The organism is Microbispora sp. CL1-1 (genome assembly GCF_012034195.1).
In the GTDB taxonomy this organism is placed as follows: Bacteria; Actinomycetota; Actinomycetes; order Streptosporangiales; family Streptosporangiaceae; genus Microbispora.
The window spans coordinates 98,143-111,530 of record NZ_JAATEK010000020.1 but is presented as its reverse complement, the minus strand read 5'-3'; the positions used below and the strand labels follow the sequence as shown (position 1 = coordinate 111,530).

Sequence of the window (13,388 nt, the reverse complement as noted above, 5' to 3'; positions counted from 1 at the left end):
CCGGCGTGGTCAGGCGGACGGGAAGGGGTCGTCTCCCCGGGCGATGGCGTCCAGCATGCGGGTGGTGAGCGCCTGGGCCGCCCGGTGGATGCCGGGGCCGAAGCTGATCCTGGCCACGCCGAGGGCGGCGAGGTCGCGGATGGACGGCACGCCCGGCCGCATGAGCACGTTGACCGGGCCGCCGATCTCCCGGGCGAGCGCGCCGATCACCTCGGGATCGCCCGCGAGGATCGGATAGACGCAGTCGGCGCCGGCCGCGAGGTAGCGGCGGCCCCGGTCGATCGCCGCCGCGAGCCTCTCGTCCGGGGTTGCGGAGCCGTGGATGAAGGTGTCCGCGCGGGCGTTGATCACCAGGCCGGTGCCGGCCTCGTCCGCCGCCGCCCGCACGGCGGCCAGGAAGTCCGCCTGCTCGGCGGCGTCGATCAACGCGCCGGTCGCCGGGTCGGAGTCCTCCAGGTTGCAGCCCGCGGCGCCCGCGGCGGCCAGCCGTTCGACGAGCTCGGCGGGCTTCAGGCCGTAGCCGCGCTCCACGTCGGCGGTGACGGGGACGGTCACGACCCGGCTGATGCGGGCCACGGCCGCGAACATCTCGTCGGCGGGAGCGTCGTGCCCGTCCTCGTAGCCCAGGACTGCGGCGACGGCGGCGCTACCGGTGGCGACGGCGGGGAACCCGGCCGCCTCGACGGCGCGTGCCGACGCGGCGTCCCAGGCGTTGGGCAGCACGACGGGGTCGCCGGGCACGTGCAGCGCCCGCAGGGCGGCCGCGTTCTTCTGCAACTCGGTCACGAAACCACCCTAGAGAGCAGGGTGGGCGGGAACGCCACCGGCTGCCCGGAAATAGGGGGAAGCCGGTCGTGCTTTAAGGGGTCGAGACCGGTGTCGTCGCCTTCCCGTCATTGGATACGCTCGCGAAACCGGCCCCCCCACCCCGTTCGTCAGGAGTGTTTTCATGAGCGACATCGACAGCGCCGCCGACCAGGCCGGAGCGGGCAGCCGTCCCCGAGTGGACTTCTACTTCGACCCCGTCTGCCCCTTCGCGTGGGTCACGTCGCGGTGGATTCTGGAGGTCGAGAAGCAGCGCGACATCGACCTGCGGTTCCGGGTGATGAGTCTTTCCGTGCTCAACGAGGGCAAGGAGGACCTGTCCGACTTCTACCGCGAGGCGGTGCCCCGGTGGCGCGGCCCGGTCCGCGTGTGCATCGCCGCCGCGCAGCAGCACGGCGAGGGCGTGCTGCGCGACCTCTACACCGCGATGGGCACCCGCATTCACAACCAGGACAACAAGGACTACGGAGTCGTCGCCAAGGAGGCGCTCGCCGAGGTCGGCCTGCCGGTCGAGCTGGCCGACGCCGCCGGCACCGACGAGTACGACGAGGCACTGCGCCGCATGCACCACGAGGGCATGGACCCGGTCGGCGACGAGGTGGGCACGCCCACGATCCACATCGACGGTGTGGCGTTCTTCGGCCCGGTCATGACCCGCATTCCGCGCGGTGAGGAGGCCGTCCGCATCTTCGACGGCGCCCTGGCCATGGCGAAGTTCCCGTACTTCTACGAGATGAAGCGCAGCCGCACCACCGACCCCGAGTTCGACTGAGCGCTCCTCACCTCGGCGGCTCCTCGTGGGGCCGCCGGGGTGTCGTCTTGCCGGTGTTCCTGAACAGCGAACGCATGGTCGCCAGCGCCGGAGACCTGTCGTCGGACCGCCAGGCCAGGCTGATCGTCCGGTGCAGGCCCGGCGGGGCGAGCCGCCGTACGCTGAGGGGGTTTTCCGCCAGGTCGGCCACGGTCCTCGGCACGAGGGCGAGGCCCATGCCCCCGCTGGCGAGGGCGCAGGACATGCCGTAGTTGCCCGTCTCGTACGCCACGACGGGCGGCGCCAGCCCCTCGCGGCGAAACAGCGCCTCGAGCGCCTCCCGGTTGGCCAGCCCGCGCGAGCCGCTGATCAGCGGTCGCCCGGCGAGCTCGGGCCACGGCAGCGGCTCGGCCGGATCGGTGAGCGCGTGCCCGGGGGCGGCCACCAGCACCAGCTCCTCCACCAGCAGCGCCTCGACGGTGACCCCCGAGGGGAGTGCGGGGTCGGGCTGATGCTCGTAGGTGTGGGTGAGCACGAGATCCGCCTCGCCGGTGGCCAGCGCGGGCAGCCCCGACGGCGGTTCGTACTCCTTCACATTCACCTCCACGGCGGGGTGAGCCCGCCGGAACGCCGCGAGCACCGGTGGTAACAGGTGGATGCCTGCGGTTGTGAAGGTGCCGATCGTGATGTGCCCGCCGGACAGGCCGGCGAGCGCGGACAGGCCGTGGCGGGCCCGTTCGAGCTCGTCGAGCACCCGCCGGGCGTGCTCCACCAGCAGCTCGCCCGCCGCCGTGAGGGTGGCGCCGCGGCGGTGCCGGATCACGAGTGCGGCTCCCGCCTCCCGCTCCAGCTTGGCGATCTGCTGCGACAGCGCGGGCGGCGTGTAACCGAGGCGGGCCGCCGCCCGGGTGATCGAACCGGCTTCGGCGACCGCCACCAGCGCCGCCAGCCGCGTCACGTCATGCATGAAGCAATGCTTAACACCGCCTCGCCAAATGTGACATACCTCACGAAGGCTTCGCTACCGCATCCTCGTCTCACGACCTGATCGGAACTGAGGGGAACCGGAGGAGCGGATGAACACGACGACACGATCGACCCGGCCGTTCGAGGTGTGCGTGATCGGAGCGGGGCCGCGCGGCATGTCGGTGATCGAGCGGCTGTGCGCCAACGCGCGCCGGCTGCCGCCGCGGGCACGCCTCCTGGTGCACGTCGTCGATCCGTACCCGCCGGGGGCAGGCCAGGTGTGGCGCACCGACCAGCCGGGGCAGCTACTGATGAACACCGTCGCCTCGCAGGTCACGCTCTTCACCGACCCCAGCGTCGACATCCGGGGGCCGCTGGAGACCGGCCCGAGCCTGTACGAGTGGGCGCGCCACCTGGTGCTCTTCCCGGACGGCGTCGAGGAGCACGTGCTCGCCGAGGCGCGGCGGCTCGGGCCCGACACCTACCCCACCCGCGCCTTCTACGGCCGCTACCTGCGCTGGGTGTTCGAGCGGGTGGTCGCGCGGGCGCCCCGGCAGGTGGAGGTGCGGGTGCACGCCACCCGGGCGACCGCGCTCGACGACGTGCCCGGCACCGGCGCGCAGCGGGTGGTGCTGGAGGACGGCACCGTGCTCGGCTCGCTCGACGCGGTGGTCCTGGCGCAGGGGCACCTGCCGGTCGAGCCCACGGACGCCGAGCGGGAGGCCGCCGCGTACGCCGCCGCCCACGACCTGGTCCACGTGCCGCCCGCAAACCCCGCCGATGTCGACCTCGGCGACGTACGTCCCGGGGAGGCGGTGCTGCTGCGCGGCCTCGGGCTCAACTTCTTCGACCACATGGCGCTGCTGACGATCGGGCGCGGCGGCCGGTTCGAGCGGGGTGAGGAGGGCCGCCTCGTCTATCGGCCCTCCGGCCAGGAGCCCCGCCTGTACGCCGGATCGCGCCGCGGCATTCCGTATCAGTCGCGGGGCGAGAACGAGAAGGGCGTCGAGGGCAGGCACGAGCCGCTGCTGCTCACGCCGGGCAGGATCGCGTCGCTGGCCGCGCGCTCGGCCGCCCGCGGCGGGCTCGACTTCCGCGCCGACCTGTGGCCGCTGATCGCCAAGGAGGTCGAGACCGTCTACTACGCCACGCTGCTGGCGCGGCGGGAGTGCGAGTGTGTGGCCGATCGCTTCCGCGCCGCCTACCTCGCCTTCTCCTGGGGCGACCCCGGGGAGGCCAAGGTGCTCGACGCCTTCGGCATCGGCGAGGCGGTCCGGTGGGACTGGGAGCGCGTCGCCGAGCCCTACCGGGGCATCGGCTTCACCGGGCCCGACGACTGGCGCGAGTGGCTGACCGCCTATCTGCGCACCGACCTGACCCAGGCCCGCGCGGGCAACGTGAGCGGGCCGCTGAAGGCCGCCCTCGACGTGCTGCGCGACCTGCGCAACGAGGTCAGGCAGGTGGTCGACCACGGCGGGCTCACCGGGCGCTCCCACCGCGACGACCTCGACCGGTGGTACACGCCGCTCAACGCGTTCCTGTCCATCGGGCCGCCGGCCGAGCGGGTGGAGCAGATGATCGCGCTCATCGAGGCCGGTGTGCTCACCGTCATCGGTCCCGGCATGCGGGTGCACGCCCGCGACGGCGTCTTCGAGGCCGAGTCGGCCGCCGTGCCGGGCTCCGCCGTACGGGCCAGGGTGCTCGTCGAGGCGCGGCTGCCCGAGATCGACCTGCGGCGCACGGCCGACCCCCTGCTGCGTCACCTGCTGCGGACCGGCCAGTGCCGGGCGTACGTGATCGGCGGGCGGCGCGGCGACACCGGCTACGAGACGGGCGGCCTCGCGGTGACCCGCCGGCCCTACCGGCTGCTCGACGCGGACGGGCGGGCCCACCCGCGGCGGTTCGCGTACGGCGTGCCCACCGAGTCGGTCCACTGGGTGACGGCCGCGGGCGTGCGGCCGGGGGTGAACTCCGTGATCCTCGGCGACTCCGACGCCATCGCCCGCAGCGTGCTCGCGCTGACGCCCGCGCGTGCCCTGCCGGACCGCCGCCGCGTCGCACGCGTGGCCCCCGGACCCCGTACGGCTCTCGCCGCCTCCGCGTGCGCCGCGACCCGGGCGGGTGTGTGATGAACGAGCTGGATATGGGCCTGCTGGCCCCGGTGCGGGTGGGTTCGGCGGCGGAGCGGGCGACCGGCGACGGCGCGTGGCTGCGCGCGATGCTCGACGCGGAGGCCGCCCTGGTCCGCGCGCAGGCCCGGCTCGGGGTCGTCCCCATGGAGGCCGCGGAGACCATCGGCAAGGTGGCGGAGGCGGGCGGCCTCGACCTCGCGGCCCTGGCCCTGCGCGCCCGCGAGGCGGCCAACCCGGTCGTGGCGCTGGTCGAGGACCTGACGGCGGCCGTGGCGGTGGTGGATCCGGCCGCGGCCGAATATGTGCACCGCGGCTCGACGAGCCAGGACATCATGGACACGGCCGCCATGCTGGTGGCCGCGCGGACCCTCGATCTGATCACCGCCGACCTCGATCGTGCCGCGACCGCGCTCGCCGGGCTCGCGGCGCGGCACCGCGACACGCTCATGCCGGGCCGCACGCTGACCCAGCAGGCGGTGCCCACAACCTTCGGCCTGAAGGCGGCCGGGTGGCTGCACGCCGTACGCGAGGCCGCGGCCCGGCTGCGCCGGGTGCGCGCGGAGCTGCCCGCCGAGCTCGGCGGCGCGGCCGGCACGCTGGCGGGCTACGTGGAGTACGCGCGGATCGCGGGGGTGCCCGGCCCGGAGTCGTACCCGGACCGGCTGATCGCGGCGTTCGCGGCCGAGGTGGGGCTGGCCGAGCCGGTGGTCCCCTGGCATGTCCTGCGCATTCCGATCGCCGACCTCGCCGGGGCGCTGGCCCTCGCCGCCGGGGTGCTCGGGAAGATCGCGGTTGACGTGCAGTCGCTGTCGCGCACCGAGGTGGCCGAGGTCGTGGAGCCTGCCGCCCCCGGCCGGGGCGTGTCGTCGGCGATGCCCCACAAGCGCAACCCGGTCCTCGCCACCCTCGTGCGGTCGGCGGCGATCCAGGTGCCCGCGCTCGCCGCGAGCCTCCACCAGTGCCTGCTCGCCGAGGACGAACGGCCCGCCGGCGCCTGGCACGCCGAGTGGCAGCCGCTGCGCGAGTGCCTGCGCCTGGTCGGCGGGGCCGCCGCCGTGACGGCCGAGCTGGCCGAGGGACTGGTCGCGTTCCCCGAGCGCATGCGGGCCAACCTCGCGCTCACCGGCAGCCTGACCGTCACCGAACGGGCGGCGGCCGTGCTCGCGCCGGTGCTGGGGAAGGTCGCCGCCAAGCGGCTGCTCGGGGAGGCGTCCGCGGAGGCCGCCGCGTCCGGGCGTCCGGTGGCCGAGGTGCTGGAGGAGCTCCTGCCCGTGCCCGAAGGGCTCGACCTGGCCCGGTTGTTCGACCCCGCCGACTACACGGGGGCCGCCGGAGCGCTCGTCGACCGCGTTCTAGGCTGCTGTCCAGACGAGTGAGGAGGCACCGTGACCGGTCGCGCCCTTCCCTTCGGGCCGTCGAGCCCGATCATCCAGGCGCCCATGGCGGGCGGCCCGTCCACCCCGGCTCTGGTGGCGGCGGTGTCCGGGGCGGGCGGCCTCGGGTTCCTCGCCGCGGGTTACCGTACGGCGGAGGACGTGCGCCGGGACATCGCGGCGGTGCGCGAGCGGACGGACCGGCCGTTCGGGGTGAACGTCTTCGTCCCCGACTTCGCGGCGCGGCGGGAGCCGGGTGACGACGCGGCGGTGGCCCGCTATCGCGAGGAGCTCGCCCCCGAGGCCGAGCGGTACGGCGTGACGCTGCCGGAGGCCCCCGCCTGGGACGACGACGCGTGGGACGCCAAGATCGACGTGCTGGTGGACGAACGCGTGCCGGTGGCCTCCTTCACCTTCGGCTGCCCGCCGCCCGAGGTGACGGCCCGTCTCCACGACACCGGAGCCGTGATCATGGTCATGGTCAACACCCCGTGGGAGGCGGTCGCGGCGGCCGAGGCCGGCGCCGACGCGGTGGTGGTGCAGGGCCCGGGAGCGGGCGGGCACCAGGCGGCCTTCCTGACCCCGCCGCCGGACTGGCCGAACTCCTGGACGGCACCCGACGACCTGCCGGAACTCGTGCGGCTCGTGCGTGAGACGACCGATGTGCCGCTCGTCGCGGCCGGGGGGATCATGGACGGCGCGGACGTCGCCGCCGCCCTCGCCGCGGGCGCGGTCGCCGCGCAACTGGGCACGGCGTTCCTGCGCACCCCGGAGAGCGGGACGCATCCCGTGCACAGGGCCGCCCTCGCCGACCCCCGCTTCACCCGCACCGCGTTCACCCGGGCATTTTCCGGACGCACGGCACGCGGCCTGGCCAACCGGTTCATGGCCGAGCACGAGGCGTCGGCGCCCCCGTACTACCCCCAGGTGCACCACCTGACGAAGGGCCTGCGCCGGGCGGCGGCCGAGCACGGCGACCCCGAGGCGATGGCGCTGTGGTGCGGCCACGGTTACCGCCGCTGCCGCGACCTCCCCGCCGCCGCCCTCGTGGACACCCTCATGAAGGAACTCGCGACCGCCCGCGCCTGACGGCCGGAGTCACAGCGTGATCACGATCTTGCCGTGGACGTGGCGTCCGGCCTGCAGCGTCACGGCGTCGCGGATCCGCTCGATCGGGAAGGTCGCGGCGATGGGCACGGTGATCGCGCCGGCGAGGATCGCGTCGGTGATCCGCTCCAGGTCGGCAGGGGTGGCCTGCTCGCCCCCGGTCGCGCGTACGCCGCCGGGAGGATTCGGGCCCGCGGCGATCGTGGAGATCCGCTCGCGTGACACGCCGAGCGCGAGCGCCGCCTCGGCCGTCTCGGTGCCGAACAGGTCCGTCGCGGCGGTCACACCACCGGGAGCCAGCGCCCGCACCCGGTCCGCGAGCCCCGGTCCGTAGGTCACGGGCTCCGCGCCCAGTGATCGCAGGAAGTCGAACGTGCCCTCCGCGGCGGTCCCGATCACCCTTGCGCCGGCGAGCCGCGCGAGCTGTACGGCGAACACGCCGACGCCGCCGGCCGCGCCGCCGACCAGGAGGGTGTCGCCGGATCGCAGGCCGATCGCGTCCAGAGCGGCGACGGCGGTCAGACCGGCCACCGGGAGCGTGGCCGCCACCTCGTCGCCGATGCCGTCCGGCGTATGGAACAACGCGCCGGGCGCCGGAGCCTTCATCACCAGGAAGTCGGCGGCGGCCCTCGCCATCGCGCCTCCGTAGACACGGTCGCCCACGGCGAAACCGCCGGCCCCTTCGCAGGCCTCGTCGACGACGCCCGCGAAGTCGTAGCCGAAGCCGGACGGCAGGGTGAGACCGAACATCTTGGCCGCCTCGGGGGTCGAGGTGATGATCCAGTCCATCGGGTTCAGGCCGGCGGCCGTCACGCGGACGCGTACCTCGCCCGGACCGGCGTGCGGCTCCGGGACGTCGCGCAGCTCCAGCACCTCGGGACCTCCGAACGTCTCGTAAACGACGGCTCGGCTCATGGGGACCTCCGGACAGCACTGATGGGACTTGGTCCCATCACCATACATGAGTGATGGGACCAAGTCCCGTACACTTGCCTCATGGCCCGCTGGCAGCCCAACGCGTCGGAACGACTGATCCTCGCCGCCCTCGAACTCTTCGAGGAGCGGGGCTACGAGAACACGACCGTCATCGAGATCGCGGAGCGTGCCGGGCTGACGAAGAGCACCTTCTTCCGCCACTTCCCGGACAAGCGGGAAGTGCTCTTCGGCGGAGACACGATGAGCGGGCTGCTCGCCAAGGGCATCGCCGAGGCGCCCGCGACCGCCACGCCGTTGGAGGCGGTGGCGCACGCTCTCGACGTGGTCGGGAAGGAGGTCTTCACCCCCGACCGCCGCGAATTCGCCGCCCGCAGGCTGGCGGTGATCGCCGCCCACCCTGAACTGCAGGAACGCGAGGCGCTGAAGGGCCTCGGCCTCACCGCGTCGATGGCCGACGCGCTCACGCGGCGCGGAGTGCCGGGCCTGACCGCGTCCGTGGCCGCGCAACTGGGCGCGCTGGCCATGAAAATCGCCTACGAGCGCTGGAGCGCCACGACCGGCGGCGACGACTTCGGCGAGCTCGCCCGCCAGACGATCATCGACCTCCGCGCCGCCGGCACCCTGTGCTGAGAACGTCTTCCTGCTGACGCCGCCCGGTGGCCGCCGTCAGGCGTCGGGCCACGTGCTCCGCATCTCGTCGCGGAGGCGTTCTCGCGCTGCCGTGACGTCGGTCTCGAACGCCGAGTCCGAGGTCCCTGCGCTGCTCGCCAGAAACGCCTCGACCATGCGGCCGTCCGCGACGGGGTGGGAGCCGATCACCGGAGCGGAGTAGCCGCGGAGAGGCGCATGCGGTGTCAGTTCACGGTCTGGAAGAAGGGTGGGGACGACACCGCGTCGTAATGGACGGGTAATCCGGAGATGGCACGGTGAAGAGGTCGGACAAGGGCGGAGGTGCTTGTTTTCGCCTCTGAACTAAGATGACCGTGTCGCGACGGGGAGGGTGGTCATGGCGAGGCCTCAGCGCAGGACGGTTCGGGATATCCGCAGGGGCAACCGGGCCGTGTTGCTGCGCACGCTCTACTTCTCCGGCCCGACCAGCAGAAACGACCTCACCGCCCGCACCGGGCTGAGCGCCGCCACGGTCAGCACGATGACCGCCGACCTGCTGGGCGAGAACATCGTCATCGAGGCGGGCCAGGTGGAGTCGGACGGCGGCCGGCCCCGCGTGCTGCTGCGGGTCAACCCCGAGTACGGCTTCGCGGTCGGCGTCGACGTGGCGGAGACGCACGTCCGGGTCGGGCTGTTCGACCTGGAGATGACCGAGCGGGCCAAGGTGGACTACATGCTGCGGCCGGCCCGCCACGATCCCGAGCTGATCGCCCGGCACATCCTCGCCGGGGTCGACGTCGTGCTGTCGGACGCCGGGGTGTCCCCGGAGCAGGTGCTCGGCATCGGCGTGGGGGTTCCCGGCATAGTCGAGCCGGGCGCCGACGGCGTCATCCACGCCAAGACCTTCGGCTGGGACGGCGTGCCGCTTGGAGCGCTCCTGCGCCGGGGGACCTCGCTCCCGCTGTACGTGGACAACGGCGCCAAGACGATGGGCCAGGCCGAGCTGTGGTTCGGCTCGGGCCGGGGCGCCTCGGAGGCGGTCATCGTGCTGCTCGGCGTGGGGGTGGGCGCGACCATCGTGGCCGACGGCACCACGTTCCGCGGGGTCAGCAGCAGCGCCGGGGAGTGGGGCCACACCAAGATCGTGGCGAACGGGCGGCCCTGCCGCTGCGGCGGCCGCGGCTGCCTGGAGGCGTACATCGGGATCGAGGCCATCCTCGACCGGGCGGGAGTCACCTCGCGGGGCGACTGGGAGGAGGACCTCGCGGGCGTACTGGCCTCGAATTCTTCGGTGGTCGAGGAGACCGTCACCTATCTGGGCGTGGGCCTGGCCAACCTGGTCAACCTGATCAACCCCGAGAAGATCGTGATAGGCGGCTGGGTGGGGGTCCAGCTCGGCGAGAGCCTGCTGCCCGACATTCGCCGCGCCACCGCCGCCAACTCGCTGGCCGAGCCGTACGCCGCGACGTCGATCGTGCTGGGCCGCCTCGGCCCCGACGCGGTCGCGCTCGGGGCCGCCACGCTCGTGCTGGAGGAGTTCCTGAACGCGCCGCAGGTCGCGCGGATCACCGCCGCCGGCTGACGACACGGCCCGGGCTTCACGGAAGGGCCCTGCACGCGGCCGGGCGCTGGCCGGGCTTTATGCGACCCCGCACGCGGCCGGGCGACGTAGGAAACCCCGCGCGTGGCGGGGGGATGAGGCACGCCTTACGGGACCTCCTTGTGCATGCCGGGACCGAGCCGCGCGCCGAAGTGCCCCGGAGGCGGGCGCCGCGCGAGGGGAAGGGGAGCGGCGGCCGCGGGTGATCCGGCGGTGTTAACGGGCGGGGAATCGGTCGGACTCGTGACGTTGGAGAGCGCTCTCCCGGAGACTAACATCCGCCGGGGCGCCGGAGTCAACCGATAATTCTGGTCGTGAACTAAGCCTTGACATAAGCGATCAGGGGGCGCACGCTCATGCCGCTGGACCTCTCTCATCCCCCGCACCCTCGCCCGAGGGGCTCCGCACCGAGGAGACGTACATGCCTCCATCCTCCCCGCCTCACCCCGCGCACGGACGGCCGCGCAGGCGGCGCGGGCGCTCCGGCCTGGTCGCGGCCGGGCTCGTGGCGCTGGCGACCTTCGCGGCCGTGACCGGCGTCGTCCCCGCCACCTACACCGCCGCGGCGGCGGCCTGCGGCACCACCAACGTCGCGCAGGGCAAGACCGCGTCGGCCTCCTCGACCGAGAACGCCGGGACGCCGGCGTCGGCGGCGTTCGACGGCGATGCCGGCACCCGGTGGTCGAGCGCGTTCAGTGATCCGCAGTGGATCCAGGTGGATCTCGGCAGTTCGCAGCAGATCTGCCGGGTCGTGCTCAACTGGGAGACCGCACGCGCCCAGACGTTCAAGATCCAGGTCTCGGCCGACGGGTCCACTTGGTCGGACGCGACCGCCACGGTCAACGGCGTCGCCGGGACGCAGTCGCTCGACGTGTCGGCGACCGGCCGCTACGTCCGGATGTACGGGCTCACCCGCGCCACGGCGTACGGCTACTCGCTCTGGGAGTTCGCCGTCAACACGGAGACGGGTGGCGGTGGGACCACCTGCGGCACCACCAACGTCGCGCAGGGCAAGACCGCGTCGGCCTCCTCGACCGAGAACGCCGCGTCCCCGGCGTCGGCGGCGTTCGACGGCGATGCCGGCACCCGGTGGTCGAGCGCGTTCAGTGATCCGCAGTGGATCCAGGTGGATCTCGGCAGTTCGCAGCAGATCTGCCGGGTCGTGCTCAACTGGGAGACCGCACGCGCCCAGACGTTCAAGATCCAGGTCTCGGCCGACGGGTCCACCTGGTCGGACGCGACCGCCACGGTCAACGGCGTCGCCGGGACGCAGTCGCTCGACGTGTCGGCGACCGGCCGCTACGTCCGGATGTACGGCCTGACCAGGGCCACGGCGTACGGCTACTCGCTCTGGGAGTTCGCCGTCAACACCACCGGCGGCGGTGACGACGGCGGTCCCGGCCTGCCGGGTGGCGGCGACCTCGGGCCGAACGTGAAGATCTTCGACCCGTCGATGTCGAGCGCGAGCATCCAGAACACGCTCGACACGATCTTCAATCAGCAGGAGTCGAACCAGTTCGGCAGCGAGCGCTACGCGCTGCTGTTCAAGCCGGGCACCTACAGCGGCCTCAACGCCCAGATCGGCTTCTACACCTCGATCTCCGGCCTCGGCCAGTCGCCCGACGACGTGACGATCAACGGTGACATCACCGTCGACGCCGGATGGTTCAACGGCAACGCCACCCAGAACTTCTGGCGGTCGGCGGAGAACCTGGCCGTCGTGCCGGTCAACGGCACCGACCGCTGGGCCGTGGCCCAGGCCGCGCCGTTCCGGCGGATCCACGTGCGCGGCGGGCTGAACCTCGCCCCCAACGGGTACGGCTGGGCCAGCGGCGGCTACATCGCCGACAGCAAGATCGACGGCACGGTCGGCCCGTACTCCCAGCAGCAGTGGTTCACCCGCGACAGCACCATCGGCGGCTGGACCAACGCGGTGTGGAACATGGTGTTCTCCGGCGTCGTCGGCGCTCCGGCGCAGAGCTTCCCCAACCCGCCCTACACGACGCTGGCGACCAGCCCCGTCACCCGGGAGAAGCCGTACCTGTACGTGGACTCGGGCGGCGCCTACCGCGTGTTCGTCCCGTCGCCGCGGACGAACTCGAGCGGCGTGACCTGGGCGAACGGCCCGACCCCGGGCTCGTCGATCCCGCTGACGCAGTTCTACGTCGCCAAGCCGTCCGACAGCGCCGCCACCCTCAACCAGGCGCTGAGCCAGGGCCTCAACCTGCTGTTCACGCCTGGCGTCTATCACCTCAACCAGACGCTCAACGTGACCAGGGCGAACACGGTGGTGCTCGGGCTCGGCTACGCCACCCTGATCCCGGACAACGGGGTCGTCGCGATGAATGTCGCGGACGTCGACGGCGTGAAGATCGCCGGTCTGCTCTTCGACGCCGGCACGGTCAACTCGCCGGTGCTGCTGCGGATCGGCCCCGACGGCGCCTCGGGGAGCCACGCCGCCAACCCGATCTCGGTGCAGGACGTGTTCTTCCGGATCGGCGGCGCGGGACCCGGCTCGGCCACGACGAGCCTGGTCGTGAACAGCGACAACACGATCATCGACCACATCTGGGCGTGGCGGGCCGACCACGGCGCGGGCGTGGGCTGGAACACCAACCCGGCGGACACCGGCGTGATCGTCAACGGCGACAACGTCATCGCGTACGGCCTGTTCGTCGAGCACTACAAGAAGTACGAGGTGATCTGGAACGGCGAGGGCGGCAGGACGATCTTCTTCCAGAACGAGCTGCCCTACGACCCGCCGAACCAGGCGTCCTGGATGAACGGCTCGACCCGGGGCTACGCCGCCTACAAGGTGGCCGACAACGTGAACACGCACGAGGCCTGGGGCATGGGCAGCTACTGCAACTTCAGCACCGACCCCTCGATCGTCGCCGATCGCGGCTTCGAGGTGCCCGACAAGACGGGTGTGAAGTTCCATGACCTGCTCACGGTGTCGCTGGGCGGCGTCGGAACGATCGCCCACGTCATCAACAACACGGGCGGCGCGGCCCAGGGCACGGCCACCGTCCCGGTCAACGTGGTCAGCTACCCCTGACCCCTGGTGTAGGCGACCCTTGATGTAGGCG

At 72.8% G+C, this 13,388-nt stretch carries 11 protein-coding genes; 7 read left to right on the top strand and 4 right to left on the bottom strand.

Annotated elements, in window-relative coordinates:
- Nucleotides 1-9 precede the first annotated feature (9 nt).
- On the bottom strand, nucleotides 10-786 hold the full coding sequence (locus HCK04_RS22995; RefSeq protein WP_142649437.1) for an isocitrate lyase/phosphoenolpyruvate mutase family protein: 777 nt from the start codon (nucleotides 784-786) through the stop codon (nucleotides 10-12).
- 163 nt (nucleotides 787-949) lie between these two features.
- Between HCK04_RS22995 and HCK04_RS22990 the strand changes: the two genes are divergently transcribed.
- Nucleotides 950-1,597 carry a DsbA family protein gene (locus HCK04_RS22990; RefSeq protein ID WP_142649436.1) on the top strand — a complete coding sequence of 216 codons (648 nt, stop codon included), beginning with the start codon at nucleotides 950-952 and terminating at the stop codon, nucleotides 1,595-1,597.
- A gap of 7 nt (nucleotides 1,598-1,604) precedes the next feature.
- On the opposite strand, the gene HCK04_RS22985 is transcribed toward HCK04_RS22990, so the two are convergent.
- Complete coding sequence (locus tag HCK04_RS22985; protein ID WP_142649435.1) at nucleotides 1,605-2,543, bottom strand: LysR family transcriptional regulator; 939 nt, start codon at nucleotides 2,541-2,543, stop codon at nucleotides 1,605-1,607.
- 109 nt (nucleotides 2,544-2,652) lie between these two features.
- Here HCK04_RS22985 and HCK04_RS22980 point away from each other — a divergent pair, with 109 nt between their 5' ends.
- Genes HCK04_RS22980 through HCK04_RS22970 form a run of 3 tightly spaced genes read left to right on the top strand, consistent with a single transcriptional unit; the run spans nucleotide 2,653 to nucleotide 7,136 of the window.
- Nucleotides 2,653-4,671: an FAD/NAD(P)-binding protein gene (locus HCK04_RS22980; RefSeq protein WP_142649434.1), complete on the top strand. Its 2,019-nt coding sequence runs from the start codon at nucleotides 2,653-2,655 to the stop codon at nucleotides 4,669-4,671.
- On the top strand, nucleotides 4,671-6,050 hold the full coding sequence (pcaB, locus tag HCK04_RS22975; protein WP_142649433.1) for a 3-carboxy-cis,cis-muconate cycloisomerase: 1,380 nt from the start codon (nucleotides 4,671-4,673) through the stop codon (nucleotides 6,048-6,050). The genes HCK04_RS22980 and pcaB overlap by 1 nt, the downstream gene beginning before the upstream one ends.
- 9 nt (nucleotides 6,051-6,059) lie before the next feature.
- Complete coding sequence (locus HCK04_RS22970) at nucleotides 6,060-7,136, top strand: nitronate monooxygenase (RefSeq protein WP_261985735.1); 1,077 nt, start codon at nucleotides 6,060-6,062, stop codon at nucleotides 7,134-7,136.
- Nucleotides 7,137-7,145: 9 nt separating this feature from the next.
- Here the strand turns inward: HCK04_RS22970 and HCK04_RS22965 are convergent, their stop codons facing one another.
- Complete coding sequence (locus tag HCK04_RS22965) at nucleotides 7,146-8,069, bottom strand: NADP-dependent oxidoreductase (RefSeq protein WP_142649432.1); 924 nt, start codon at nucleotides 8,067-8,069, stop codon at nucleotides 7,146-7,148.
- Between the two features lie 81 nt (nucleotides 8,070-8,150).
- On the opposite strand from HCK04_RS22965, the gene HCK04_RS22960 reads away from it, so the two are divergent.
- Nucleotides 8,151-8,720 (top strand): TetR/AcrR family transcriptional regulator, encoded by a 570-nt coding sequence (locus tag HCK04_RS22960; RefSeq protein ID WP_142649431.1) that lies wholly within the window; start codon nucleotides 8,151-8,153, stop codon nucleotides 8,718-8,720.
- Nucleotides 8,721-8,756: 36 nt separating this feature from the next.
- Here HCK04_RS22960 and HCK04_RS22955 read toward each other — a convergent pair whose 3' ends face one another.
- Nucleotides 8,757-8,909, bottom strand: coding sequence for a hypothetical protein (locus HCK04_RS22955; RefSeq protein ID WP_168066192.1), 153 nt, complete (start codon nucleotides 8,907-8,909; stop codon nucleotides 8,757-8,759).
- A 187-nt stretch (nucleotides 8,910-9,096) separates the two neighbouring features.
- On the opposite strand from HCK04_RS22955, the gene HCK04_RS22950 reads away from it, so the two are divergent.
- Both HCK04_RS22950 and HCK04_RS22945 read left to right on the top strand, forming a co-directional pair.
- Nucleotides 9,097-10,281 carry an ROK family protein gene (locus HCK04_RS22950; protein ID WP_142649430.1) on the top strand — a complete coding sequence of 395 codons (1,185 nt, stop codon included), beginning with the start codon at nucleotides 9,097-9,099 and terminating at the stop codon, nucleotides 10,279-10,281.
- Between the two features lie 439 nt (nucleotides 10,282-10,720).
- On the top strand, nucleotides 10,721-13,357 hold the full coding sequence (locus tag HCK04_RS22945; RefSeq protein WP_142649429.1) for a discoidin domain-containing protein: 2,637 nt from the start codon (nucleotides 10,721-10,723) through the stop codon (nucleotides 13,355-13,357).
- Nucleotides 13,358-13,388 lie beyond the last annotated feature (31 nt).

Bases quoted from the DNA above. Each gene is read 5' to 3' on its own strand.
- HCK04_RS22990 (WP_142649436.1), top strand. From the start codon at position 950: ATGAGCGACATCGACAGCGCCGCCGACCAGGCCGGAGCGGGCAGCCGT.
- HCK04_RS22985 (WP_142649435.1), bottom strand. From the start codon at position 2,543: ATGCATGACGTGACGCGGCTGGCGGCGCTGGTGGCGGTCGCCGAAGCC.
- HCK04_RS22980 (WP_142649434.1), top strand. From the start codon at position 2,653: ATGAACACGACGACACGATCGACCCGGCCGTTCGAGGTGTGCGTGATC.
- pcaB (WP_142649433.1), top strand. From the start codon at position 4,671: ATGAACGAGCTGGATATGGGCCTGCTGGCCCCGGTGCGGGTGGGTTCG.
- HCK04_RS22965 (WP_142649432.1), bottom strand. From the start codon at position 8,069: ATGAGCCGAGCCGTCGTTTACGAGACGTTCGGAGGTCCCGAGGTGCTG.
- HCK04_RS22960 (WP_142649431.1), top strand. From the start codon at position 8,151: ATGGCCCGCTGGCAGCCCAACGCGTCGGAACGACTGATCCTCGCCGCC.
- HCK04_RS22950 (WP_142649430.1), top strand. From the start codon at position 9,097: ATGGCGAGGCCTCAGCGCAGGACGGTTCGGGATATCCGCAGGGGCAAC.
- HCK04_RS22945 (WP_142649429.1), top strand. From the start codon at position 10,721: ATGCCTCCATCCTCCCCGCCTCACCCCGCGCACGGACGGCCGCGCAGG.